This window comes from Labrys sp. F242, from assembly GCF_057813875.1.
The window spans coordinates 305,087-328,197 of the sequence record NZ_JBVASG010000002.1; the positions used below are offsets into that span (position 1 = coordinate 305,087).

General features: G+C 66.4%; 12 protein-coding genes and 1 pseudogene. 5 read left to right on the plus strand and 8 right to left on the minus strand.

Features of this window, described 5'->3' with window-relative positions; genetic code table 11:
- Nucleotides 1-63 precede the first annotated feature (63 nt).
- A complete protein-coding gene (locus ACZYTC_RS17015; protein WP_488990151.1) occupies nucleotides 64-954 on the minus strand; it encodes a DMT family transporter in 891 nt (296 codons plus the stop codon).
- A 529-nt stretch (nucleotides 955-1,483) separates the two neighbouring features.
- On the opposite strand from ACZYTC_RS17015, the gene ACZYTC_RS17020 reads away from it, so the two are divergent.
- Nucleotides 1,484-2,422 carry a LysR substrate-binding domain-containing protein gene (locus tag ACZYTC_RS17020; protein ID WP_434959306.1) on the plus strand — a complete coding sequence of 313 codons (939 nt, stop codon included), beginning with the start codon at nucleotides 1,484-1,486 and terminating at the stop codon, nucleotides 2,420-2,422.
- Nucleotides 2,353-3,651 (plus strand): annotated as a pseudogene (locus tag ACZYTC_RS17025) (MFS transporter); the annotation flags it as partial. The gene ACZYTC_RS17020 and the pseudogene ACZYTC_RS17025, both read left to right, overlap by 70 nt.
- Before the next feature lie 70 nt (nucleotides 3,652-3,721).
- Here the strand turns inward: ACZYTC_RS17025 and ACZYTC_RS17030 are convergent.
- From ACZYTC_RS17030 to ACZYTC_RS17050, 5 genes are all read right to left on the minus strand, one after another.
- On the minus strand, nucleotides 3,722-4,675 hold the full coding sequence (locus ACZYTC_RS17030) for a glucokinase (RefSeq protein ID WP_488990152.1): 954 nt from the start codon (nucleotides 4,673-4,675) through the stop codon (nucleotides 3,722-3,724).
- A gap of 249 nt (nucleotides 4,676-4,924) precedes the next feature.
- Nucleotides 4,925-5,554 carry a glutathione S-transferase family protein gene (locus ACZYTC_RS17035; RefSeq protein ID WP_454812065.1) on the minus strand — a complete coding sequence of 210 codons (630 nt, stop codon included), beginning with the start codon at nucleotides 5,552-5,554 and terminating at the stop codon, nucleotides 4,925-4,927.
- Between the two features lie 365 nt (nucleotides 5,555-5,919).
- Nucleotides 5,920-6,207, minus strand: a complete 288-nt coding sequence (locus ACZYTC_RS17040) for an aa3-type cytochrome c oxidase subunit IV (RefSeq protein WP_434959303.1) — start codon at nucleotides 6,205-6,207, stop codon at nucleotides 5,920-5,922.
- Between the two features lie 98 nt (nucleotides 6,208-6,305).
- Nucleotides 6,306-7,841, minus strand: a complete 1,536-nt coding sequence (locus ACZYTC_RS17045) for a trimethylamine methyltransferase family protein (RefSeq protein ID WP_488990153.1) — start codon at nucleotides 7,839-7,841, stop codon at nucleotides 6,306-6,308.
- Between the two features lie 102 nt (nucleotides 7,842-7,943).
- Nucleotides 7,944-8,531: a hypothetical protein gene (locus tag ACZYTC_RS17050; protein ID WP_434959301.1), complete on the minus strand. Its 588-nt coding sequence runs from the start codon at nucleotides 8,529-8,531 to the stop codon at nucleotides 7,944-7,946.
- A gap of 105 nt (nucleotides 8,532-8,636) precedes the next feature.
- Between ACZYTC_RS17050 and leuD the strand changes: the two genes are divergently transcribed.
- The 3 genes from leuD (at nucleotide 8,637) to htpX (ending at nucleotide 11,596) form a co-directional block, all read left to right on the plus strand.
- Nucleotides 8,637-9,242 (plus strand): 3-isopropylmalate dehydratase small subunit, encoded by a 606-nt coding sequence (gene leuD, locus ACZYTC_RS17055; protein ID WP_434959300.1) that lies wholly within the window; start codon nucleotides 8,637-8,639, stop codon nucleotides 9,240-9,242.
- 475 nt (nucleotides 9,243-9,717) lie between these two features.
- Nucleotides 9,718-10,416 (plus strand): L,D-transpeptidase, encoded by a 699-nt coding sequence (locus ACZYTC_RS17060; protein WP_488990154.1) that lies wholly within the window; start codon nucleotides 9,718-9,720, stop codon nucleotides 10,414-10,416.
- Nucleotides 10,417-10,633: 217 nt separating this feature from the next.
- Entirely contained in the window at nucleotides 10,634-11,596 is a 963-nt protein-coding gene (htpX, locus tag ACZYTC_RS17065) for a zinc metalloprotease HtpX (protein ID WP_488990352.1), read from the plus strand.
- Nucleotides 11,597-11,726: 130 nt separating this feature from the next.
- On the opposite strand, the gene ACZYTC_RS17070 is transcribed toward htpX, so the two are convergent.
- Nucleotides 11,727-12,278 carry an invasion associated locus B family protein gene (locus ACZYTC_RS17070; RefSeq protein WP_441772913.1) on the minus strand — a complete coding sequence of 184 codons (552 nt, stop codon included), beginning with the start codon at nucleotides 12,276-12,278 and terminating at the stop codon, nucleotides 11,727-11,729.
- A gap of 23 nt (nucleotides 12,279-12,301) precedes the next feature.
- Nucleotides 12,302-23,023, minus strand: coding sequence for a hypothetical protein (locus ACZYTC_RS17075; protein WP_488990155.1), 10,722 nt, complete (start codon nucleotides 23,021-23,023; stop codon nucleotides 12,302-12,304).
- Between the last annotated feature and the right edge of the window lie 88 nt (nucleotides 23,024-23,111).

A 23,111-nucleotide genomic window follows, 5' to 3' on the forward strand; every position in this document is an offset into this window, starting at 1 on the left:
TAAACGCTGTCTCTTGGCTTCAGGACAAATCCAACGAATTGGCCGGAACGTATTTGAGATTTGTCACACCGTCCTCAGCCGCGCCGCCCGTGCCTCCCACCAGACCAGGCCGAGGCTGGCGACGACGATCAGGGCAGCACCCGCGAAGACGTGGGGCTTGGGAACATCCTGCCACAGGAGGTAGCCATAGATGAAGGCCCAGACCAGACCGGTATATTCCACCGGCGCCAAGGCCGAGGCCGGAGCGTAGCGATAGCCCTCATAGAGCAGGTACTGGGCGACGCCCGACACCAGGCCGAGGCCGAGCATCAAGCCCCACCCCATGGCATCCGGCGTCTTCCAGATGAAGGGCAGCGCCGCCCCGCACACCAGCACGAACAGGCCCGATGTGGCGATCATCTGGTTGGCGGTGCTTTCGGAGCGGTTGATCAGGCGGATCAGCACGGTGCCCCACGCCCAGCAGAAGGCGGCGAACAGCACCATCGCCGCCGGCAGGAAGTCGGGCCGGCCCGAGGGATCGGCCGCCACGATCACGCCGAGGAAGCCGGCAAGCACGGCAAGCCAGCGCGCGACGCTGACTTTCTCCTTCAGGATCAGGATGGAGAGCACCACCGCCATCACCGGCGCGCCGAAATACATGGTGGTGAGATCGGCGAGGCCCAGATAGCGCGAAGCGTTGTAGAAGCTGAGCCAGGCCACCAGCAAAAGCACGCCGCGCGAGGTCAGCGCCCATTTGTTGCGGCTCTGCCAGATCGGCGGCTGGCCCTGGCGCCAGGCGATCGCCATGCCCACGACCAGGATGACGACCGAACGCAGGAACAGGATCTGCGGCACCTCATAGCTCGCCACCAGCCATTTGACGGCGGCATCCTGGATGGCGAACAGGCAATAGCCGACCGAGGCCAGCGCGATGCCGGTCAAAGGGCGTGAATCGGGGGGAGAAAGGGGAGGCATGAAGGGGTACGCGAGGCAGCAAAACGGAGCTGATGGACTGGCTATACCATCGTCCCCGGCCCGACGCGAGCGAGAGCCCTGTGCTCAGATGTCGCGACTAGCCTTCTCCCTGATACCAGCCCACAGAATACATGACTCATCATCCCCGGCCGAGCGCAGCGAGGGGAAGGGGATCCAGGGGCTAGCGAGCGTAGACCCCGGCCCTGGATTCCCTTCCCGCCGCCTTCGGCGGCGCCATCGCCCCGACTTGCATCGCAAGTCGGGGGTTGAGAATGACAGCGTTCTATCCACACGCACCGGTCACGATTCATGAAGGTTGGTATAAGTGGCTCGGAGCCCTCCCGCCGGCATCGCTCGCGAGCCGAAACGTCGAGACCGACAGACTGCCCCTTCCTTTGGCGCCCCTAACCTCCATGCGTCATCATGACCCTCGTCCAGGTCGCGCAGGGAACATTGAGTTTGGCCGAACCGGATGATGTAAGAGGATGCGATTTTCTCCCGATCGCCGCGATCAACGGGGTTCGACATCATGGACAGGCGCTGGCTGCCGCTGAACGCTTTGCGGGCCTTCGAGGCGGTGGGGCGGCAGGGGAGTTTCACCGGCGCAGCCCAAAGCCTGCTGGTCTCCCAAAGCGCCGTCAGCCGCCATGTCATCGGCCTGGAAGATTTCCTCGGCGTGCCCCTGTTCGATCGCAAGCCGTCGCAGCCGGCCCTGACCGAGGCCGGCAAGCGCCTCCTGCCTGTCGTCGAAAAGGCCTTCGAGCGCATCGACACCACGCTGGAGGAGATCATGCGCGAGCGGGGCGAGCCGCAGCGCTCTCTCAGGGTGCTGCTGCCGACGACCTTCGCCCAGCGCCTCGCCGTGCCGATCCTGCGCCATTTCCGGGCCGAATTCCCGGATCTCCGGCTCGACATCGATTCCCGCCCCGTGCCTGGCAATGCCGAGCGGGAGGCCGACGTCGCTGTGATCTACACGCCGCCGCGGGTAGCGCCGCAGGTACTCGACCTCCTCTGGATGGTGAAGCTGACCATCCTGTGCCATCCCGACGTCGCCGCGCGAGCCGATAGCACCGACATCGCCGGCTTCCTGGCCGCCAACGATCTCCTCCACGTCAAGCTCGACAGCCGTCCTCCAGCCTTCCTGTGGCAGAATTTCGCCAGGGCCGCCCATGTCGCACCGGGATCGCTCGATCGCGGCCTCGTCTTCGATACCGCCCAGCTCGCGGTGCAATATGCGCTATCGGGCGAAGGCCTGGCGCTGGTCGATCCCGTGCTGTTCGAGGACGAGATCCGGGCCGGCCGCCTGGTACGCCCCTACGACATCCATGTCGATGATGGCTATGGCTATTACCTCTCCATCCACCCCGACGACCTCGACCGCCCGGAGATCGCTTTGTTCCGTTCCTGGCTGATCCGCCGTTTTTCGCGACCGCCCTTCCTTCAGGAAAGCACGGCGCCGGCCGTCTGAGCTGCCTTCTCCACACCCCCTTCCACCCGCTCTCCTGCCACGAGTTCGCTGCCTTGCGTTCCTCCTACGCTTCCATCGCCGCCCTGCTGGTCGCCGTCGCCGGCGTGCTGGCCGGCAATGGCGTTCTCACCACGCTTTTGCCGGTGCGCGCCGAGCTCGAGCATTTTCCGGCGCTGGCCATCAGCCTGATGGGCTCGGCCTATTTCGGCGGCATGCTCGCCGGCGCCTTCCTGACCCCGCGCCTCGTCCAGCGCTTCGGCCATATCAAGGCCTTCGGCCTGTCCTCGATCTGCGGCGCGGCGATGATCCTGGTCGCCGGCACCCTGGTCGAGCCGCACGCCTGGGTGATCATCGGCTTCCTGCGCGGCTTCTTCCTGGCCGGCATCTACGCCATCGTGGAAAGCTATCTGCAGGGCAGGGCGGAGAACCGCATCCGCGGGCGCCTGCTCGGCCTCTACTCGATCACCCAATATGGCGGCTGGGCCATCGGCAACCAGTTCATGCGGCTGGGCGATCCGGCCGCCTTCACCATTTTCGGTATCGCTGCGGCGGTGGTGATCGTCTGCCTGGCGCCCTTGCTGCTGATCGAGGACGGCCCGCCACCCAGGGACGGCCGTCGTCCCGGCATGCGTCTCCTCTGGCTGCTGCGCACCACGCCGGTCGGCTTCGTCTGCGCCACGCTGATCGGCTTTGCCAACGGCCCGTTCTGGTCGCTGACGCCTGTCTACGCCACCAAGCTCGGCATGGACGGCGTACAGACCGGCACGCTGATCTCGGCCATCACCTTGGGCTCGGCCGCCTTCCAATTTCCGGTCGGCCGGCTCTCCGACGCCTTCGACCGGCGCAAGGTGCTGATCGGCCTCACCCTCGTCACAGCTCTGGTCGAGATCGGCATCTACTGGTCCGGCAAGCTCCTGGTCGGCTGGCCCTTCGTGATCACCGGCTTCGTGCTCGGCGGCATCATCTCGACGCAATATTATGCGAGCTCGGCCTATACCAACGACATCACCGGCCGCGACAATGCCGTCGGCGTCGCCGCTGCCCTGCTGTTCCTCTATTGCATCGGCGCCGTGCTCGGTCCGATCACCGCCTACTCCATCATGCAATGGCTCGGCGATCCCGGCCTCTACCTCCACAATGCCGGCATTCACGCCGCCATGGCGGTGTTCATCCTGCTGCGGGTGCTGAGGAGCCCCGGTCCCGACAAGGCTGGCACGACCACGATCTGATCAGCCATCTCACAAGGATCTTCTTCTCCCCTCGCGGGAGACGGCTTGTCGCGCCCCCAATTTGCCATCCCTACCAATGCGCCGCCACTGCCGCGCAGCCGATCAGGCCCGGCGTTGGATGGGTGATCAGCCGGATCGGGATCTCGCGCAGGAACTTCTCCAGCGGGCTCTTGGCCTCGAAGGCAGCGCGGAAGGCGCCCTCATCCATCAGCGGCGAGAGCTTCTGCACCACGCCGCCATAGAGGAAGACGCCGCCCTTGGCCGCGAACATCAGGCCGACGTCGCCGGAAAAGCGGGCGAGATAGTCGAAGAACAGATGCGTGGCCTCCACCGCCACCGGATCGCTGGCCGCCACCGCCGCCGTGCCGATCTCGGCGGCACTGCGCTCGGCGGGATGGCCGGCAAGGGCCGCGAGCGCGGCGTCGATGCGCTGCAGTCCCGGCCCCGACAGCACATGCTCGCCCGAGACGCGGCCGATCCTGCTGCGGATGAGCTCATGCGCCTTGCCCCAGTCCCCGGCCGGCGCGCCGATCTCGGCATGCCCCCCCTCGGAAGGCACCGCGATCCAGCGCGAGCCACCACGCACCAGGGCACCGACGCCCAACCCGGTACCGGGCCCGAGCACCGCCATATTGCCGCCGGCCGCGCTGGCGGTGACATTGCCGATCACCGTGGTGTCGGCCTGCGCCAAATGCGGCAAGGCGTGGGCGACGGCCTCGAAATCATTGATCACGTCGAGACGCGCAAAGCGCAGTTCCGCCGCCAGGGTCGGCGGATTGAACAGCCAGCTCTGCCGGTTGGTCGGCCCGACCATCTCGCCCGCCACCGGCCCGGCAATGGCGACGACCCCGGCATTGGGCCGCTCGCCGACATCGGCGATGTAGGCTTCGATCGCATCGCGGAAGGTAGGAAACCGCTTGTTCTCGTAATGCCGCTCGCTGCGATAATCGGTGCGGCCCTGAACGACGAGGGCAAACCGGCTGTTGGTGCCGCCGATATCGCCCAGCAAGGTCAGGTTCGTCATGAGAATCTCGTCTCCCCGAGCAGCGCGTTCACGACTGAACGCTTGTTTGCTCTAACTTCTTGTTTCCAGCCAATCCAACGGACTGGCTAAAGCGTCTCTGCGATTCTCGACGATTCCGTCAAATCGCAAAACGCCGTTGGTTGTTGCCGGTGAGGCTGACAGTTGCGGATGAGATTTTCAAGCCTGCCCGCACCAAGATGTAGCGCCTGCATTCCCCCCGTCAAAGCCCTTTGAAGAACCGAACACGGATCAATCCGGCCGCCCTTCGTGCCGCCGCCAGGCCGGCCCGATCACCGGATGGGCCATCAGGGCCTTGTACAGCGCCCGGAAAGCCGGCAGGGCACGCGCCTGCTCGTGCCAGCCGGCAATCATGGCGGCATAGACATCGACGATGGTGACATTGTCACCCAGCAGGAAGGGCCCGGCGATCTCGTTGGCGAGCAGGGTGAAGATGCGGTCGGAATCCCGCCGGGCCGCTTCGGCGACCGCCGCCCGCGCCGCCTCGCTGGCATCGGTGGTGAAGCGATCGGCGTAATAGGTCCGCAATGCGGCCGGATAAGCATTGGTCGCCAGGAACATCAGCCAGCGCAGCGAAACGGCCCGCGCCGTAGAGCCGGCGGCCGGCAGCAGACCGGCCCCGGCGGAAGCCTCGTCGATGGTGAGCAGGATCGCCGCCGTCTCCGTCAGCACGGTGCCGCTGGGCAGGATCACCACGGGGACCTGTGCAGCGGGATTGACGGCGAGGAAGTCGGGCGCCTGCTGCTCGCCCTTGTCAGTATCGATCAGGATGCGCTCGGGCGTGATTCCCGCCCAGGCAAAGGCAACGTCGACGACCAGGGAGCCGGTGCCGGGACACCAATAGTGCCGCCACTGCCGCATCGCATGTTCCTCCCGAGCATTACCATTGCCGTTTTATTGTTAGGCCGGATTCCGCCTCATTGCGAGCCGGATGATCAATGCGGACGAGACGCCATGGACTGCTTAGGACAGCGGGATGGATCGGGAAGGCCCATATCGGTCTTGCCAGCCTAATGGCCGCCGATGGCGAAGGCACAGCCCCTATAGTGCCTCTTACACGGGAAAGTGCCGGGCTCGCGCCGGCTCGTACCTGGCTGCAGGCAAGCCAGAAGGCCCGCACCTTGCGGACCACGATCATTCATCGAGAGGCAAGGCGGGAACGGCATCCCGATATCGCATGCCGGCACCGAAGGTCGGGACGTCCCCGCCCTTCGGCAGCGGCCACCTCAGTGGGAGAGAAGCAGCAGAATGAGGAGTCCCAGGATCAGCACGAGAGCGCCGGGCTTCCAGCTCCAGCTCTTCACCGCCATGCCGAACACGGTGGCGATGGTCGACAGGATCGCGATGATCGAGCAGATGCCCCAGCGTCCGCTGGTGCCACCGATGGCCAGCGCAACCACGATGCCCAGAGTCCAGGCCATTCCGATCGCGGAAAAACGCAGGAACCCCTCATAGGTGTTCTTGTGATCAGAAAAGTCGTGCGAGGTCATCGTGTCGTGATGTGCTTCGGCCATTTTCATCCCCAGAATTGGACAAGCGGCTTTAACCCGAAGAGCTGCTTTATGCAATGCGGCGATTTGTTGGCAGGCCCCAGCCGACGGCGAAGCTGGCATCAATACCAGGCATCGGGCATGGCTGCCTTGCGCTCAGCCACGAAGGCCTCCAGAGCCTCGCGCTTGCCCGCATCGAGCGGCGGCGGCGCGTAGGCTGCCAGCATCGCCTTCCATTTGCGGTTGGCACGCTGGACGATGTCTTGGCTACCCTCCTCGCTCCATTGCTCGAAGGAATTGTTGTCCGAGAGCGGGAAGTCATAGAAGGCGGTTTCATAGTTGCGCATAGTATGGGCACTGCCGAGGAAATGCTTGCCCGGCCCGACCTCGTGAAAGCCGTCGAGGGCGAAGGCGTTGTCGTCGACCGGCATGCCTTGCGCAAAAGTGTGGAAGGCACCGAGTTGGTCCGCGTCGATCACGAATTTCTCATAGGACATCGCCAGGGCGCCTTCGGCCCAGCCTGCCGCATGCAGGATGAAATGGGCGCCGGCCAGAAAGGCCGGCCACATCGAATTGGCGCTCTCATAAGCGGCCTGGGCGTCGGGGATCTTGGAGGCGCACAGATTGCCGCCGCAGCGCAGTGGCACGCCGAGCCGGCGCGCCAGCGCGCCGATGCCGAGATAGCCGAGCGCCGGCTCCGGGGTGCCGAAAGTGGGAGCGCCGGATTTCAGCGACATCGAGGACAGGAAATTGCCGAGGATGGCCGGCGCTCCCGGCCGTTCGAGCTGGGTGAGCGCCACGCACATCATGGCCTCGGCAAAGCACTGCGCCAGCGCCCCCGCCGTGGTCACCGGCCCCATGGCTCCCCCGAGGATGAAGGGCACGCACACGGCCGCCTGATTGGCCCTGGCATAGGTGCGGATGACGCGGGATGCCTCGCCGTCCAGCACCAAAGGTGAATTGGTGTTGACGTTGCCGAGGATGACGCAATTGGCGTCGACGAACTCGGCCCCGAACAGCACCCGGCACATCTCGATGGAATCGGCGGCTCGCGGCGCCGTGGTCACCGACCCCATGAACGCTTTGTCCGACAGGGTCATATGCGCCAGCACCATGTCGAAATGCCGCTTGTTGACGGGCACGTCGACCGGCTCGCAAACCGTGCCGCCGGAATGGTGCAGCCAGGGCGTCAGATAGGCCAGCCGCACGAAATTGCCAAAATCCTCCAGCGTGCCGTAGCGCCGGCCGCGATCGGCATCGGAAACGAAGGGCGAGCCATAGGCCGGCGAGAACACCGTATTGGGCCCACCGATCACCACCGAACGCTCGGGATTGCGGGCGTGCTGGACGAAACTCGCCGGGCAGCTCGCCTGGATGATCGAACGGATCAGGCCGCGCGGCGGGCGGATGCGCCAGCCATCGGTGTCGGCACCGGCCAGGCGGAAGAGGTCGACGGCTTCCTGGTCGCCGCGGATCTCGAAGCCGATCTCCTCGAGGATGCGGTCGGCGTGCTCCTCGATACGGACGAGGGCTTCCTCCGACAGGATCTCATAGGGCGGAATCCGGCGCGTGATATAGGCGGGTGCCGCCGGCCCGCTGCGCACCCCGCGCCGTCCCGAACGGGACCGCCTCGTCTCGGCCGCTACTTCCGCCCCCATCGTGCCACTCCTGAGTTGGACAGAGTGATGCTAGCTGGACGAAAATGTCTCAAAGACTGAAACCGGACATTCCCTGTTCTGCAGGCGACAGTTTCTGGCCGTTCAGTGCACGGGGGAGATGATGGTGACGGAATGATCAAGCGAAAGCCGCCGGATGGCGAGTTCCGCCGCCATGACATTGTCGAGCCCGGTCAAGGTCGTTTCGGCCTCGTCGCCCTTCGCCTCATGGCGGATTTCCAGCGTGCCGAAGCCGCGTTCGATGCTCTTGCGCTCGACGCCCAGAATGGCTCTGCCGGAAAGGACTTCCTCGATGCCGCTGCGGATGGAGATCAGCACCAGGCGCCGATCCGTGATCAGCACCACCCGATCCTTGGCGCGCCGGTAGGCGGCCCAGGGCGCGCAGGTGAGGTAAAGCCCGAACAGGAAGGCCGGCACGGCGAGGAGGCTGAACAGGGCCGGCAGGATCAGCGAGCCGCCACTGTGGACAGCCTGCCAGACGGCCACGAGGCAGGCCCAGGCGATCGGCAGGCTGAGAACCGCGAGAAGGACGCCGGCGCCGAGGGTCGGCAAAGCGTTGCGCGCGGCCTCGCGCGGATCCGGCGCAGTGACGTAGACGATCGGCTCGGCGGGCGCCAAAGCCTTCACCGTCGCGCGTCGCGCCGCCTCGCTCAGCGTCAACAAGCCAGACATGGTTCCTTCCGGTCCAATTCACTGTCACCCAATTTGCTTGTCACTTGCGCCGTCTAGCCATAAAAGACCGGGCAACAGGGCCTTATCTCACACGGTTTGAACACAATGGACAAGTTCGTCACGCTCACGGGCGTCGCTGCGCCGCTGGAAATCATGAACGTAGACACGGACATGATCATCCCCAAGCAATATCTCAAGACCATCAAGCGCACGGGCCTCGGCGCTGGGCTGTTTTCCGAGATGCGCTTCAACGATGACGGCAGCGAAAATCCGGATTTCGTGCTGAACAAGCCCGCCTATCGCCAGGCCAAGATCCTGGTCGCCGGCGACAATTTCGGCTGTGGTTCCTCGCGTGAGCATGCCCCCTGGGCGCTGCTCGATTTCGGCATACGCTGCGTGATCTCCACCTCCTTCGCCGACATTTTCTACAACAACTGCTTCAATAACGGCATCCTGCCGATCGTCGTCTCCGAGTCCGATCTCGAAAAATTGTTCGACGATGCCCGGCGCGGCGCCAATGCCACGCTGACGGTGGATCTCGAAGCCCAGGAAATCCACGGCCCGGATGGCGGCAGCGTCAAGTTCGACATCGACCCGGCCCGCAAGAACAAGCTGCTCAAGGGCCTCGACGACATCGGCGAGACTATGGAGAAGACCCCCTCGATCGCCACCTTCGAGCAGAAGACGGCGGCGTCGCGCCCCTGGATCTGACCTCGCGGCCCTGAAGCCTGTCTCCGCCCCTTCGCGCCCCCCGCGGCGGCGCTGTTCAATTGGGAAAGGACGACACCGAACGAGGCCCGGCAATCTCTTCTCGAAACCGGGAGGGACTGCCGGGCTTTCTCTTGAAAGCGCAAGATGTCTGAAGGTCGGCCGCTTGCGGGCCTTCACAACGCCGTAGGCTTTGCTCGGGGGCTCAGGGCGAGAATGAGGGCTGCATTTCAGCCGCCGGCAACCGGGCGGCTGCGCACCTTCGTCTACCTGCCACGCACGGCTGCAAAGCACGCCCGAGACTTACCTCGACATCGTCAACTCTTGCACACTACCACGGGTGACGTTGGGAAATGACCGCTGGAGCATGATTTGCGCCAGCCTTACTGTGCCGAATAATGAAGAATTAACGATGATCAGCTTGTAGTAGGCGCGCGATTCGCATGCTCATTCTGATTCCCGGTTTGGAAGGTCCGTGATGCCCCAATTGTCCCGCCGCCTGTTCATGCTCGGCGCACCGCTCCTTCTCGCCGGCTGCGCCTCTTCGAAGCGCCTGTCAGCCGACTCGATCTTCGATGGCTGGGGCGGCAGCGATTATGACTATGGCGAAATCTATGCGGGCTTCGAGGACAACGGCAATCCGGTCCCGGCGATCGATCTGCGGCGGATCGATTCAGCCTTCCTGCGCCGGGAAGTCTCGGACCCGACCGGCGAGGCGCCGGGTACCGTGGTCGTCGACCCGGCCAATCACTATCTCTACCACGTGCATGAAGGCGGCAACGCTACGCGCTATGGCGTGGGAGTCGGCCGCGAGGGCTTCGCCTGGAACGGCCGCGCGACGATCAAGCGCAAGGCGGTATGGCCGCGCTGGACGCCGCCCTCCGACATGGTGAAGCGCGACAGCGAAGCGGCCAAATGGGCTGGCGGTATGCCTGGCGGACCGGGAAATCCCTTGGGCGCACGGGCTTTGTATCTGTTCCAGGGCGATCGCGACACGCTCTACCGCCTGCACGGCACCATCGACCCCTCCTCGATCGGCAAGTCGATGTCGTCGGGCTGCATCCGCCTGCTCAACCAGGACATCATCCACCTCTACAACAACACCCCCGTCGGCTCCCGCGTGGTGGTGCTCGGCAGCGGCAGCGGGGACGTCGACGACCAGGAAGCGGCGATGTAATATCGATGCCTTGCGAGCGGAGTGAAGCCGTCCAGCATTGCGCCGAATATATCGATTGCCGGGCCGCTTTGGCGTCCTCGTAACGACGTCCTCGCCAGTCAAACCTATCGCTGACTGACATTACAGCTTCCACGTGACGAAATTTTCATGCGCAACCCTCTTGCGCATGGACCATCGCAGACCCGATTTTCAGGCCATGACGAACGGGTTCCTTCCGATGCATTACGCGCGCACCGCCCTGCTCCTCGCCGGCATGACGGCCCTGTTCATGGTGATCGGGCTCATGCTGGGCGGCAAGGGCGGCATGATGATCGCCCTTCTGGTGGCCGTGGGCACCAACCTGTTCGCCTATTGGCGCTCGGGCGACATGGTGCTGTCGATGTATGGAGCCCGCGAGGTCAGTCCCGCCAGCGAGCCGGGGCTCTACAAGCTCACGGCCGGGCTTGCCCGCAATGCCGGCCTGCCGATGCCCAAGCTCTATCTGATCGACGATCCGCAGCCCAATGCCTTCGCCACCGGGCGCGATCCCGCCAATGCAGCCGTTGCCATCAATACCGGCCTGCTGCAGTCGCTGTCGCGCGACGAGGTCGCGGGCGTGATCGCCCATGAGCTTGCCCATATCAAGCATCGCGACACGCTGCTGATGACCGTTACGGCCACGCTGGCCGGCGCCATTTCGATGGTGGCCAATTTCGGCATGTTCTTTTCCGGCAATCGCGAGCGCAATTCGCTCGGCCCAATCGGCAGCATCCTGCTCGCCGTGCTGGCGCCGCTGGCTGCCATGGTGGTGCAGATGGCGATCTCGCGCTCACGCGAATATGAGGCCGACCGCCTGGGCGCCGAGATCAGCGGCAACCCGCTGGCGCTCGCCTCGGGCCTGGCGCGCATCCAGAATGCCGCCCATGCCATTCCCAACGAGCAGGCCGAGGCCCATCCCGCCACGGCGCACATGTTCATCATCAATCCGCTGTCGGGACGGCCGATGGACAATCTTTTCTCGACCCATCCCGACACCCGGAACCGCATCGCCGCGCTGGAGGAACAGGCCCGGCGCATGGGCGGGGGACGACAACCGCCCCGTCGGGGCGGTTTCGTCGAGGGCGTCAATCCCGACGACCTCGGCCCTCGCGGCCCGCAAAGCCCGAAAGGCCCGGAGAATCCGAAAGGCCCGTGGGGCTGAGCCGACGTACCAGGAAGCATTGAAAATGCCTCATGGATCCGTCCCGCGGTTTTCGCCGGATCCTTGATCCGGTGCCGGAAATCGCGGGGTGTTCAAGTCTCGGATGCATCGGCATCGTCGAGCCTCGATATCACTGGATCTTGGCGTAGCTCTCGGCAAAGCCCGTGAGCGGCAACTGCACGCTGACATCGTTGCGCTGCAGGTTCTGGAAGGTCGTCTTGAGCTGCTTGCCCGTCTTCATCCGGGCCAGCAGCCCGGCATCGAGCGGCGTGCCGACATAGCAGCCCGCGCCGTCGCAGGTCTGCAGGGGATAGCTCACCGGCTGGCCGTCATCGACCTGCAGCTTGAGGCCGGCTGGCAGATAAAGCCCGAGCGGCAGGCGCACCAGCACCACGGGAGCGCGGGTGTCGCTGGGAACGCGTACCGAGAAGCCGACCACGAGTTGGCCGGTATTGTTCATCACCGCATTCTCCTCGACCACGCAGTCGAGTGGCCCCTGCCGGGCGTCCGCGGTGCAGCGCGTCACCCAGCCGGGTGCCGCGGGAGCCGGTGCCGCGGAAGGCGCCGCAGCTGCCGCCTTGGGCGCCTCGGGGGCGGCAGGCTTCTTGGCCTGCGCCTGTGCGCTGCCCGCCAACAGGCAGGCCAGCCCCGCAGCCACCGTCATTTCAACCACACGATGCATCGTCGCCTATCCGTCCTTCGATCTTACCAGCTGTAGCGAAGCCCGCCCGACCCGGTAAGATCGTGCGAGGATTTGGAGAAATTGCCGCTGAACTTGCCGTAAACCGACAGGCCCGAGGCCGAGACCAGGTTCACGCCCGCTTCCACCAGGGCTGAATCCCGCGGCGCCGAAGCGCCGTAGACCACGAAATTATAGCCGGGCGCTGCGGTGAAGCCAGCCTCGACCGAACGCCGGTTCGCGAACTCATGCACCCATGAGGCGCGCAGGAAGGGTTCGAGATAGGTCGTCTCGCCGAAATAGAAGCGGGTATCGATCTGCGCGCCCAGGAAGGATGGGAACGAGTTGATGGTCCGCCCGGCATAATTGAGGGCGAGCCCGCCATTGGTGCCCTGGGCGTGCTCGGTCGAGCCGTCCAGATGCAGGGAAGAGAACTGCAGCGCCGCGAACGGCGTGACGTTCACGCCGGAGAAATTGGCCTTGTAGCCTCCCTCCAGACGCCCGCTGATGGCGCGGCCATCGAAGCTGTTACCGAGCGCGTCATAGGCGCCCGCCACCGGATTGACCGGGGCATCCGTGCCCTGGATCATAGCGTAGCGCTGGATGGTGGCGTGCATCACATCGAAGCCGAGCAAGCCGTTGGCGTAGAAATTGCCGTATTTGGCCGCCCCGTACAGCGCGAAATGGCCGGCATCCACCTTGCCGGTGGTGGCGCGCTGCTCCACCCCGAAGCTCGAATGGCCTCCGCCGACCGACAGGCCGATCAGATAGTTGGGATCGAGCTGGTAATCGATGCCCGCCGCGAGGCCCTGGTTGTGGGTCTTCAGATTGCCCGAGCCGACGACGGTGTTGCCGTCGAAGGAGGAACTGCCGCCATAACCGGTGACCCAGGCACGCCACAGGCGGGTGTCGCAGAAGGAAGCGCCCTTTTCGGTCTTCCCACCGACATCGGCGCTGCAGCCGCCGACGGTCTTGCCGGTAAGATCGACCGCATTGGCGTTGCGCCAGAAATCGGCCTGCTGCATCACCGAGCGCATGAAGGCCCCACTGTCGGAGAACAGCGTCTGCTGCACGCCGGCCGTGCCTTCGCCGTCGATGGAGTCGTAGGTCTTCTGCAGGGAGGCCAGGTCCGGCTGGAAGAAGATGGCAGCCGCCAGCGGCACGAATTTGGGCGAAGTCTGGTCGGTCTGGATTGCATTGATCGCATTGCCGACGGCATGCCCGTTCCTCGTCAGGCCATCTGCCGAGAAGTCGATCTTGGTGCGCAGGATCGCATCATAATCGGTGAAGATCAGGCTGTACTTCGCCACCGCCGTGGGGATGGCGTCGATGGTCATGCCGTTGTCGCTGACACCCTTTTCGGTATGCACGATGACATGGTCGCTGGTGCCCGGCGTCGCCTTGCCGGGATTGAGGAGGTTGATCGAGACCTTGCCGGCGAGATCGGCCGCACCCGAGACGTTCACCAGATCGGTGAAGCCGGGATTGTTCAGAGCCGGCACGGCCGCCACCAGCGTTGTCGCCGACGACGTCGTCGTGCTCCAATTGGCGTTCCGGTCGAGATCGAAGTCCAGCATATAGGTGCCGTCGGCCTTCTGGGAGAAATAGCCGGTCTCGTTGGTGGCGAAGACCCGATTGATGCCGCCGATGGCCATGAAGCCGGAATTGCTGAACAGATGCGCCGCGGTATCGCCGAGCTGGATGGTGTCGCCGGTGACGAACCAGGCGCCGTTCTTGTTGTCGAAACTGTTGAGGCCGGTGCCGAGCTTGACCGAGCCGGTGACCAGGTTGGTGTTGGTCACCGCCTCGTTGCCGGCAGTGCCATAGATGGCGAGGCCATCGATCCAACCGGTCCCGATCAGCTTCCTGTCCTTGTCGAGGGCGAGACCGACGGTCTTGCCGAGATCGGCTATGACGCCGGCATTGGCGAGCGTGTTGGTCGCACCATCGAGGAAGCCGACACCGGCGCCCACGCCGGTGCCGCCGACGATCCTGCTGTCTGCGTTGACGGTGATGGCGATGTTGCCATTGGTCTTGCCCGCGCTCTGGGCCAGGATGGCGAAGGAACCGGAGCCTGCCGTCGTGATGTCCCCGGTCTGGTTGATGGTGACATCGCCCGCCTTGCCGTCGCCGCCGGCGGAGCCGGCAAAGCCGATGCCGACGCTCTTGCCGTCGAGCAGATTGGTCACCACGCCCTGCGCGGTTTCCGGCAAGGCATCGATGAAGGGCTTGGGCACCGTGAGGCCGCCCAGCGAATTGACCACGCCGCCGCCACCGCCGATCGACTGGGCGAAGATGCCGTGTGCATTGGTGCCACTGGTCGCGATCAGTTCGGCCGTGTTGGTGACGCTGACGTCACCGCCATTCCCGCCGCCGCCGGCATCCGCGCCCCAGGCGCCGAGGCCGGTCGCCGCGGCAGCATAGCCGCCGCCACCGCCGACCGACTGGGCAAAGATGGCCGTGGAATTCTGGCCGAAGGTCAGCAGCGAACCGGCATTGGTGACCTTGACCGTGCCGCCATCGCTGCCGGCCGCCGCGCCGCGCTCGAAGGAGACGAGGCCGTAGGTTTCGCCGGACGAACCGCCGCCACCGCCGACTGATTGGGCCATGATGGCATTGGACTGGTCACCGGTGGTGATGATGCTGATCTTGGTCGGATCATCGTTGGTATCCCCAGGGGTCAAATCGACGTTCTGGCCGCCCGCGGCATTGCTGACGGTCACGTCGCCACCCTTGCCGCCGGCACCGGACTTGCCGCCGATCGCCACCGCGCCGAGACCGCCGCCGCCGATGCCGCCGCCGCCACCGACCGACTGGGCGAACAGGCCGTTGGAAAAGTCTCCCCTGGTCTGCACGAAGCCGGCATTGGCGATGCCGACGCTGCCACCATCGCCCGAGGCGCCACCGCTGCCGCCGACCTGCACGAGATTGACGCTGCCGATGAGGCTGCCGATGCCCTGCTTGTCATAGAGGAAGCCGCCACCGGTGCCACCGCCGCCACCGACCGACTGGGCGGTCACGCCATTGGACTCACGGCCCTCCGTGAAGATCTCGCCGGCATTGGCGACAGCCACCGTACCGCCATTGCCCGCAGCGCCGCCAGCGCCGCCGATGGCGAGCGCACTGAGCGAACCGCCGCCGCCGGTGCCACCGCCGCCACCGACCGATTGCGCGGTGATACCAGTGGAGAACAGGCCCTTGGTGCCGAGATGGGCGAAATTGGTGACAGTGACAGCTCCACCATTGCCCGCCGCTCCGCCATCACCGCCGATGTCGATCAAGCCAGAGCCGGCACCGCCCTGGCCGCCGCCGCCGCCGATCGACTGGGCGAGGATCGAGCCGGAGGAGATGGTGCCGTTGGCCCAGATGGCACCAACACTGACGTCACCCGACTTGCCGTTGGTCACCGTGACGATGCCGCCATCACCGGCCGAGCCACTGTCGACGCCGAGGAGATTGGCGAGCGCACCGCCGCCGAGGCCGATCGTACCGGTCAGGCCCGCGACGGCATTGCCGCTGTTGCCACCACCACCACCAACCGACTGGGCGAAGATGCCCCATGAATAGATACCCTGGGTCAGGATCTGCCCCTGATTGTCGATCGAGACCGTATTGCCATTGCCGGCCGAGCCGCCATAGCCGCCGACGGCGACCACGTAGTTCTTGGCGATGCCGACGGCACCGAAGGGCATGGCCGCGAGCGTGGCGTAATTGTAGGGACTAGGCACCACGTCCTGCAGGCCGATGATGGCGCTGCCGCCCTGGCCGCCGCCGCCGCCGATCGATTGGGCGAAGATACCGCTGGAGGCATCGCCCTTGGTGACGATCACGCCGTCATTGCCGACGGTGACCGTGCCGGCATCGTTGCCGGTGCCGCCGAAGCCGCCCACCGTCGCCTGGAAGGAGAAGTTGTTCTTGGTCTCCTCTGGCGCCGTGCAGACGACCGGCAGGGTGCAGGCCTTGGTCAGGAGCAGGGCCAGAGAATTGGCCTGGCCGCCATTGCCGCCACCGCCGCCGATCGACTGGGCCTGGATGCCATGTGAGCCATTGCCATCCGTCTGGATCGAGCCGGACTGGTCGACGGTGACATTGCCGGCGGTATTGCCGTCGCCGCCGAGGCCGCCCACGGAGAAGCTGACATTGATCGTGCGGCCCTGGCTGGCGCCGCCGACGCCGAGCACGCCCGAGAGGCTCGAGCCGCCATTGCCGCCGCCGCCGCCGATCGACTGGGCGAGGATGCCTTGCGCCGCATCGCCCTGCGTCTGCAGAATGCCGTTGCTGGTGACCTTGACATCGCTGCCGGTACCGCCGCTGCCGCCCTTGCCGCCGACGGCCGCCCCGAAGTTCAGATTGGTGTTTTCGCCGCCGACGCCGAACACGGCCGAGCCCGCGAGCCCGCCATTGCCGCCGCCGCCGCCGATCGACTGGGCGAGGATCGCCTGCGAGCCGATCCCCGTGGTGCCGATATTGCCGACATTGCCTATGGTCACCAGGCCTGCACCGGTGCCGGCACCACCGAAGCCGCCTAGCGAGGCACTGATGTTCTTGGAACTCGTACCGCCGAAGGCACCGGTGATCGACAGGCCGCCATTGCCGCCGCCGCCACCGATCGATTGGCCGGCCAAGCCGACCGAATAGTCACCCGCCGTGATGATCGTGCCGTTGCGCGTGACACTGACATTGCCGCCGGTGCCCCCCGCGCCACCAAAGCCACCCATGCTCAGCGAGACGTCGACCGCATTCTGGCTGACGCCGACCGCACCGGCAAAGCTCATGCCGCCATTGCCGCCACCGCCGCCGATGGACTGGGCCAGCACGCCATCGGCATGGTCACCCCATGTGGTGATGAGCCCTGTCGAATCGACCATCACGGCACCACCATTGCCGGCAGCGCCGCCGAAACCGCCGAGGGAGAGGGAGACACCGGCTTGCGTCGATCCGGACGCCCCGCCGGTGATCGTCGCGGCGCCGCTGAAGCCGCCATCGCCGCCGCCACCGCCGATCGACTGCGCCAAGATGCCGTTGGATCCTTTGCCTGTTATCCGAATTTCGTCTCCAATCTGGGTTTTGCTTCCCGTCAGGATATTGTCGACGCTGGTCACCTTGACCGCACCGGCATCGTTGCCGGTACCGCCGAAGCCACCGACGGAGATGCCGAAACCAGCGGTCGCTCCCTCGCTGAAGGTCAGTGACAGTGCACCGGAGAAGCCGCCAGAACCGCCGCCGCCGCCGATTGATTGGGCATAGATACCATTGGAGCCATCCGCCACGGTTTGGATGGTGGCGCTGTTGTCCGTCGGCAGGACCTTGCCGACGTTCGACTTGATGGCGACGTCGCCGCCGGTGCTGCCCGAACCGCCGCCGCCGCCGACGCTGACGGACGCGCTGCCGCCCGTGCCGGTGCTGACATTCAGGTTGCCGGCGACCGAAAAGCCGCCATTGCCGCCACCGCCACCGATCGACTGGGCTGCAAGGCCATGGGCGAGAGCCCCCTTGGTGTAGATCAGACCGGTGCTGTCAACCTCGGCCGACCCAGCCTTGGCGCCATCGCCACCGAAGCCGCCGACGGAAATCGCCAGGCTGACATTCTGTTGGCCGACGCCGATGGCGCCCGCCACGCTGGCACCGCCATTGCCGCCATTGCCACCGATCGACTGGGCCAGGATGGCCGTCGAGCCAGCCCCGAGCGTTGCGATATTGCCGATATTGCTGGCCTTGGCGTTGCCGGCCGTGGCGCCGCCGCCGCCGAAACCACCCACCGAAACGCCCAGGGCAACGCCCTCGCCGATGGTCGCGCTGAGGCTGCCGGCAAAACCACCATTGCCGCCGCCGCCCCCGATCGATTGCGCCAGGAGGCCGAGCGACAGGTCACCCTTGGTCTGCATATTGCCGGTATGGCTGACATTGACGCTGCCGGCCTTGCCGCCATCGCCGCCGAAGCCGCCGATACTGGCATTCAGGCTGCCGCCCTGCCCGATCTGCAGCGAACCGGCCACCGAGAAGCCACCATTGCCGCCGCTACCACCGATCGACTGGCCGACAACGCCACTGGACAGGATGCCATCGGTCGAGACATCACCGTTGACGGTGACTTCGACCGCATCGGCCTTGGCGCCGTCGCCCCCCGAACCACCGACGCTGGCGCCCAAAGCGACGCCATTGCCGATATTGGCCGAGAGCGTGCCGGCAAAGCCGCCATTGCCACCGCCGCCGCCGATCGACTGGGCCAGCACGCCGGTCGACTGATCGCCTTCGGTCGCTACAGCGCCGGTCTGCAAGACCGTGACCTTGCCGGCCGTACCGCCATTGCCACCGGCGCCGCCGACTGCAACCGCGATGCTCGCGCCGCCCTCGGGCGACACCGTGATGGCGCCCGCGGCGGCAAAGCCGCCATTACCGCCACCGCCCCCCAGCGATTGCGCCAGGATGCCGGTGGACGAGGTGCCGAAGGTCGCCACGATGCCCTTGTTGGTCACGCCGACATTGCCTGCCGTCGCGCCGCTGCCGGCAGAACCGCCGACCGCCACGGCCGCGCTGCCACCGCCTTCGGGCGCGAGGGCGATGCTGCCGGACACCGCAAAGCCGCCATTGCCGCCACCGCCACCGATCGATTGGGCCGCGATACCGGCAGAGAAATTGCCGAAGGTGACGATGTCGCCCGTGCTGCCGACGGTAACCGCACTGGCCGTGTTGCCGGAACCGCCCTTGCCGCCGACGGAGGCCGAGAGGGAAACGACGCCCGAACCGGACACGCCGATGCCGAAGCCGCCATTGCCGCCGCCGCCGCCGATCGACTGCGCTGTAATGCCAGCCGAGAGATCGCCGAGCGTGGTGATGTTGCTGGCCTGCTGCGTGCCGTTCTGGACGTTCACCGTGCCGGCCGTACCGCCATCGCCACCGCTGCCGCCGAGCGACAGGGATAGGGCGCCGGCGCCACCGAGAGCCAGCGAGCCGCTGAAGCCGCCATTGCCGCCGCCACCGCCGATCGACTGGGCCAGAATGCCGCCGCCATTGGCGGTGGTAGCCTTGTAGCTGCCGTCGGAAACGCTGCCCGTGCCGGCCCCGTTGACGATCTCGCCATTGCTGGTGACGTTGACCGCGGACGCGGTGCCGCCGCTGCCCCCGCTGCGGCCGACGGCGACCGACAGGCCGGCCGATCCGCCCAGGGTCGCAGCGATGCTGGAGCCGCCATTGCCGCCGCCACCGCCGATCGACTGGGCAAGCACACCGGCGGCATTGGTGCCGGTAACCTGGACCGCGCCCTGGTTGGTCAGGCTGACGCCGCCGCCATTGCCGCCATTGCCACCGGTGCCACCCACGGCAACACCGATGGAAACGCTGGTCGACAGCGAGGCGGAACCCGAGAAACCACCATTGCCGCCGCCGCCGCCGATCGACTGGGCGACGAGGCCGTTGGAAGCCTCGCCCTTGGTGAGGATCGGGCCGGTGCTCTTTACCGTCACGAGGGAGGCATCGGCACCCGCGCCACCGCTACCGCCGATGGCAACGGAGGCAGCCCCGACGCCGCCGACATTGAAGGAACCGGAGAGCCCGAAACCGCCATTGCCACCACCACCGCCGATCGACTGCGCCAGCACGGCGTCGGAACGATCGCCCTCGGTCTGGATCGCGCCATTGCTGGTGACGGAAACCGTGCCGGCATTGTTGCCGGCGCCACCCTTGCCGCCCAGCGACACCGCCGCCGAACCGGAGACGCCGACCAGGGGAACGCTGCCGCTCAAGGTAGCGGCAAAGCCGCCATTACCGCCGCCACCGCCGATCGATTGCACCAGGATGCCGGCCGAATTGTCGCCCTTGGTCAGGATGTTGTGGTTCTGGTCGACCAGGACGGAAGCGCCGCTGCCGCCGCTGCCACCGCCACCGCCGAGGGAAATTCCGGCGGAAACGCCGCCCGAAAGCGCGAGCGCGCCGGCAAAGCCGCCATTGCCACCGCCGCCGCCGATCGACTGCGCCAGGATGCCGGCCGAATTGTCACCGTCGGTCTCGAGCGTGGCCGTATTGCCCGTCGCGCCCGCCGGCTTATAGGCCTTGACTGTTACGGCGCCGCCATTGCCGCCACCGCCTGCCGTCCCGCCGAGGCCGACATTGACATTGCCGGCGACCGAGAGCTGGCCGGCCACCGTGGAACCGCCATTGCCGCCGCCGCCACCCACCGACTGGGCCAGGATGGCCGCCGAATTGTCCTCCTTGGTCAGGAGGTTGCCGGTCGAGGTCACCGATACGGTATCGCCATGCCCCGCTTGCGCACCGCTGCCGCCGAGGCTCACCGACGCACCGACCCCGCTGATCCCCGCGCCGACGGCCAGGCCGCCATTGCCGCCACCGCCGCCGATCGACTGGGCCAGGATGGCGGAAGAGTTCTTGCCGCCGGTTGCGATGTCACCGTTGCTGTCGACCGTGACGCTCTTGCCCGATCCGCCCTTCTCGCCGCTGCCGCCGAGACCGACATTGGCACTGGCAAGGCCGAGGCCGGCCGCAACCGTCACGCCGCCATTGCCGCCGCCGCCGCCCACCGACTGGGCCAGGATGCCACTGGCATTGTCGCCTGCCGTCGTAATCACGGAGAGGTTGGAGACATTGACCGTGCCGGCATCGCCGCCCTTGCCGCCACCGCCGCCGAGCGCGATCGAGGCCTGGACGAGCCCTGCGGAACCAGCCACCGCCAGGCCGCCATTGCCGCCACCGCCACCCACAGATTGGGCGAAGATGCCGGTCGAGCCACCGCCATGCGTCTGGATGCTGCCCTTGGTGTCGACCTGGACATTGCCGGCGCCACCGCCGTCGCCGCCGCTGCCGCCTAACGCAACACTGGCGCTGATCAGCCCGCCATTGGCGCTGATGCCGAAGCCACCATTGCCGCCGCCGCCGCCCACCGACTGGGCAAAGATACCGGCCGAGCGGTCACCCCAGGTGATGATCGAGGCGCTGCTGGCCTGAGAGGGATCGGCATTGTCACGAAGGACGCTGACATTCGCGCCCGTACCGCCGACGCCGCCCTTGCCACCCAAAGCCACCGTGATGCCGGTACCGACGGCCAGGGCATTGCCGCCATTGCCGCCGCCGCCACCGACGGACTGGGCAAAAATGGCGGCCGAATCGGTGACAAGGCTCGAATTGTTCTTGGCATTCACACCCGTTTCGATGAGGCCGGCGCTGGTGACCGTGACGGTACCGCCATTGCCGCCCGAGCCACCCTGGCCGCCCACGGTGAAGAGGCCGCCTGAGGAGCCGCCATTGCCGCCGCCACCGCCGACTGATTGCGCGAAAATGCCTTGCGAGAAGGACTGGTAGGTCGTGATTGACCCGCCGGCCGCATTGGTGACGTTGACCGATCCGGCATTGCTGGTGGTCGAGCCTTTGCCGCCGATCGCCACGAGACCGCCGGAGGAACCGCCGTCACCGCCGCCGCCGCCGATCGACTGAGCGAAGATGCCGGTGGAATTGAACCCCTTGGTGGTGATGCTGCCGCCATTGACCGCGGTGACATTGCCGCCCGCGCCACCGGCTGCACCATCAGCCCCGAGCACGACGAGGCCTCCGCCACCCGAGCCCGAACCACCGCCGCCACCGATCGATTGGGCCAGGATGCCGAAAGAGTGGGTGCCGCTGGTGGTGACATCGCCAAAATTGCGCGCATCGACGGTACCGGCGTCGCCGCCTGTGCCACCCTGGCCACCAATGGCGCCGAGACCACCGGCGCTGCCGCTGCTGCCGCCGCTGCCGCCGATCGATTGGGCGAGCAAGCCATGCGAATTGGCGCCATGGGTGACGATGGTCAAGCCTTCCAGCGCCGTGACCGAGGCCGAGCCGCCGCGACCCGCGCCCGATGCATCGCCGCTGGAGGCGACGATGCCGCCGGCGCTGCCGCCCGCACCGCCCCTGCCACCCTGGCTGATAGCCCCCAGACCGCCCGAATTATCGCCATAGGTGGTGATCGTGCCTTCGCCCGCGGTCACGCTCGCCGCGCCCGCGGCGCCGCCCTTGCCGCCCTCGCCGCCGCTGCCGACCACCGTATAGGAGCCGCCGCCATGGCCGCCGCTACCACCGATGGACTGCGCCATCACGCCATAGCCATTGGTGACGGTGATATTGCCCTTGCTGGTCACGGTGGCGCTGCCACCGGCGCCACCGCTGCCGCCGCGCGCGCCGCCGCCACCGAGATAATAGTCACCGCCATCGCCACCGTCGCCGCCCCGGCTGATGGCGATCACCCCAGGCTGTCCCGAGGTCGTCAGCGTCTGGCCCGTGCCGGCATAGTTGAGATTGAGACCGCCGCCCGTGAGGCTGCCGCCACCGGCGCCCGGCTTGATGGTCATCGTGCCGGCATCGCCATTGGTGCCGAGTGAGATGGTGATGGAACCATCGGCATCGTTGGGGGTGATGGCGGCGGGAATATCGACGGAGGTTGTATCGTAACCGCCACCGCTCTTGGGTGTCTGAGTCTGTTTCGTATAGACGTTGCCCGATCCAGCCTTCGGCGTCAGCGTGATGATGGAACCGTCGCTGTAATTGATGACGGCGACGCCCGTGGTCTGGTTGAAACTCTGGCCGGTGACGGTCGGCGCACTGCCGCCGCCCGAACCGCCGCCGCCACCCGATGCCGGCGGCACGAACAGCGCGCCGTCATGGCCGTTGCCGCCATCCCCGCCATTCTGCTGCAGGCGGACCTGCCCGTTCACGGGCCCGCTCAAGGTGTTGACGTTGAGGGTGGTCGGGCCCGCATTCACCTGCACACCCCCGGATAGGTCTCCGGTACAGGTCTGCGTCGAACCACTGGTGGAGCAAGCCGCGAGAGCGGGCGTCGCCGCGCCGATG

What these genes read in the sequence shown, in the direction of transcription:
- ACZYTC_RS17015 (WP_488990151.1), bottom strand. Translation starts at nt 954, where the DNA reads ATGCCTCCCCTTTCTCCCCCCGATTCACGCCCTTTGACCGGCATCGCG.
- ACZYTC_RS17020 (WP_434959306.1), top strand. Translation starts at nt 1,484, where the DNA reads ATGGACAGGCGCTGGCTGCCGCTGAACGCTTTGCGGGCCTTCGAGGCG.
- ACZYTC_RS17030 (WP_488990152.1), bottom strand. Translation starts at nt 4,675, where the DNA reads ATGACGAACCTGACCTTGCTGGGCGATATCGGCGGCACCAACAGCCGG.
- ACZYTC_RS17035 (WP_454812065.1), bottom strand. Translation starts at nt 5,554, where the DNA reads ATGCGGCAGTGGCGGCACTATTGGTGTCCCGGCACCGGCTCCCTGGTC.
- ACZYTC_RS17040 (WP_434959303.1), bottom strand. Translation starts at nt 6,207, where the DNA reads ATGGCCGAAGCACATCACGACACGATGACCTCGCACGACTTTTCTGAT.
- ACZYTC_RS17045 (WP_488990153.1), bottom strand. Translation starts at nt 7,841, where the DNA reads ATGGGGGCGGAAGTAGCGGCCGAGACGAGGCGGTCCCGTTCGGGACGG.
- ACZYTC_RS17050 (WP_434959301.1), bottom strand. Translation starts at nt 8,531, where the DNA reads ATGTCTGGCTTGTTGACGCTGAGCGAGGCGGCGCGACGCGCGACGGTG.
- leuD (WP_434959300.1), top strand. Translation starts at nt 8,637, where the DNA reads ATGGACAAGTTCGTCACGCTCACGGGCGTCGCTGCGCCGCTGGAAATC.
- ACZYTC_RS17060 (WP_488990154.1), top strand. Translation starts at nt 9,718, where the DNA reads ATGCCCCAATTGTCCCGCCGCCTGTTCATGCTCGGCGCACCGCTCCTT.
- htpX (WP_488990352.1), top strand. Translation starts at nt 10,634, where the DNA reads ATGCATTACGCGCGCACCGCCCTGCTCCTCGCCGGCATGACGGCCCTG.
- ACZYTC_RS17070 (WP_441772913.1), bottom strand. Translation starts at nt 12,278, where the DNA reads ATGCATCGTGTGGTTGAAATGACGGTGGCTGCGGGGCTGGCCTGCCTG.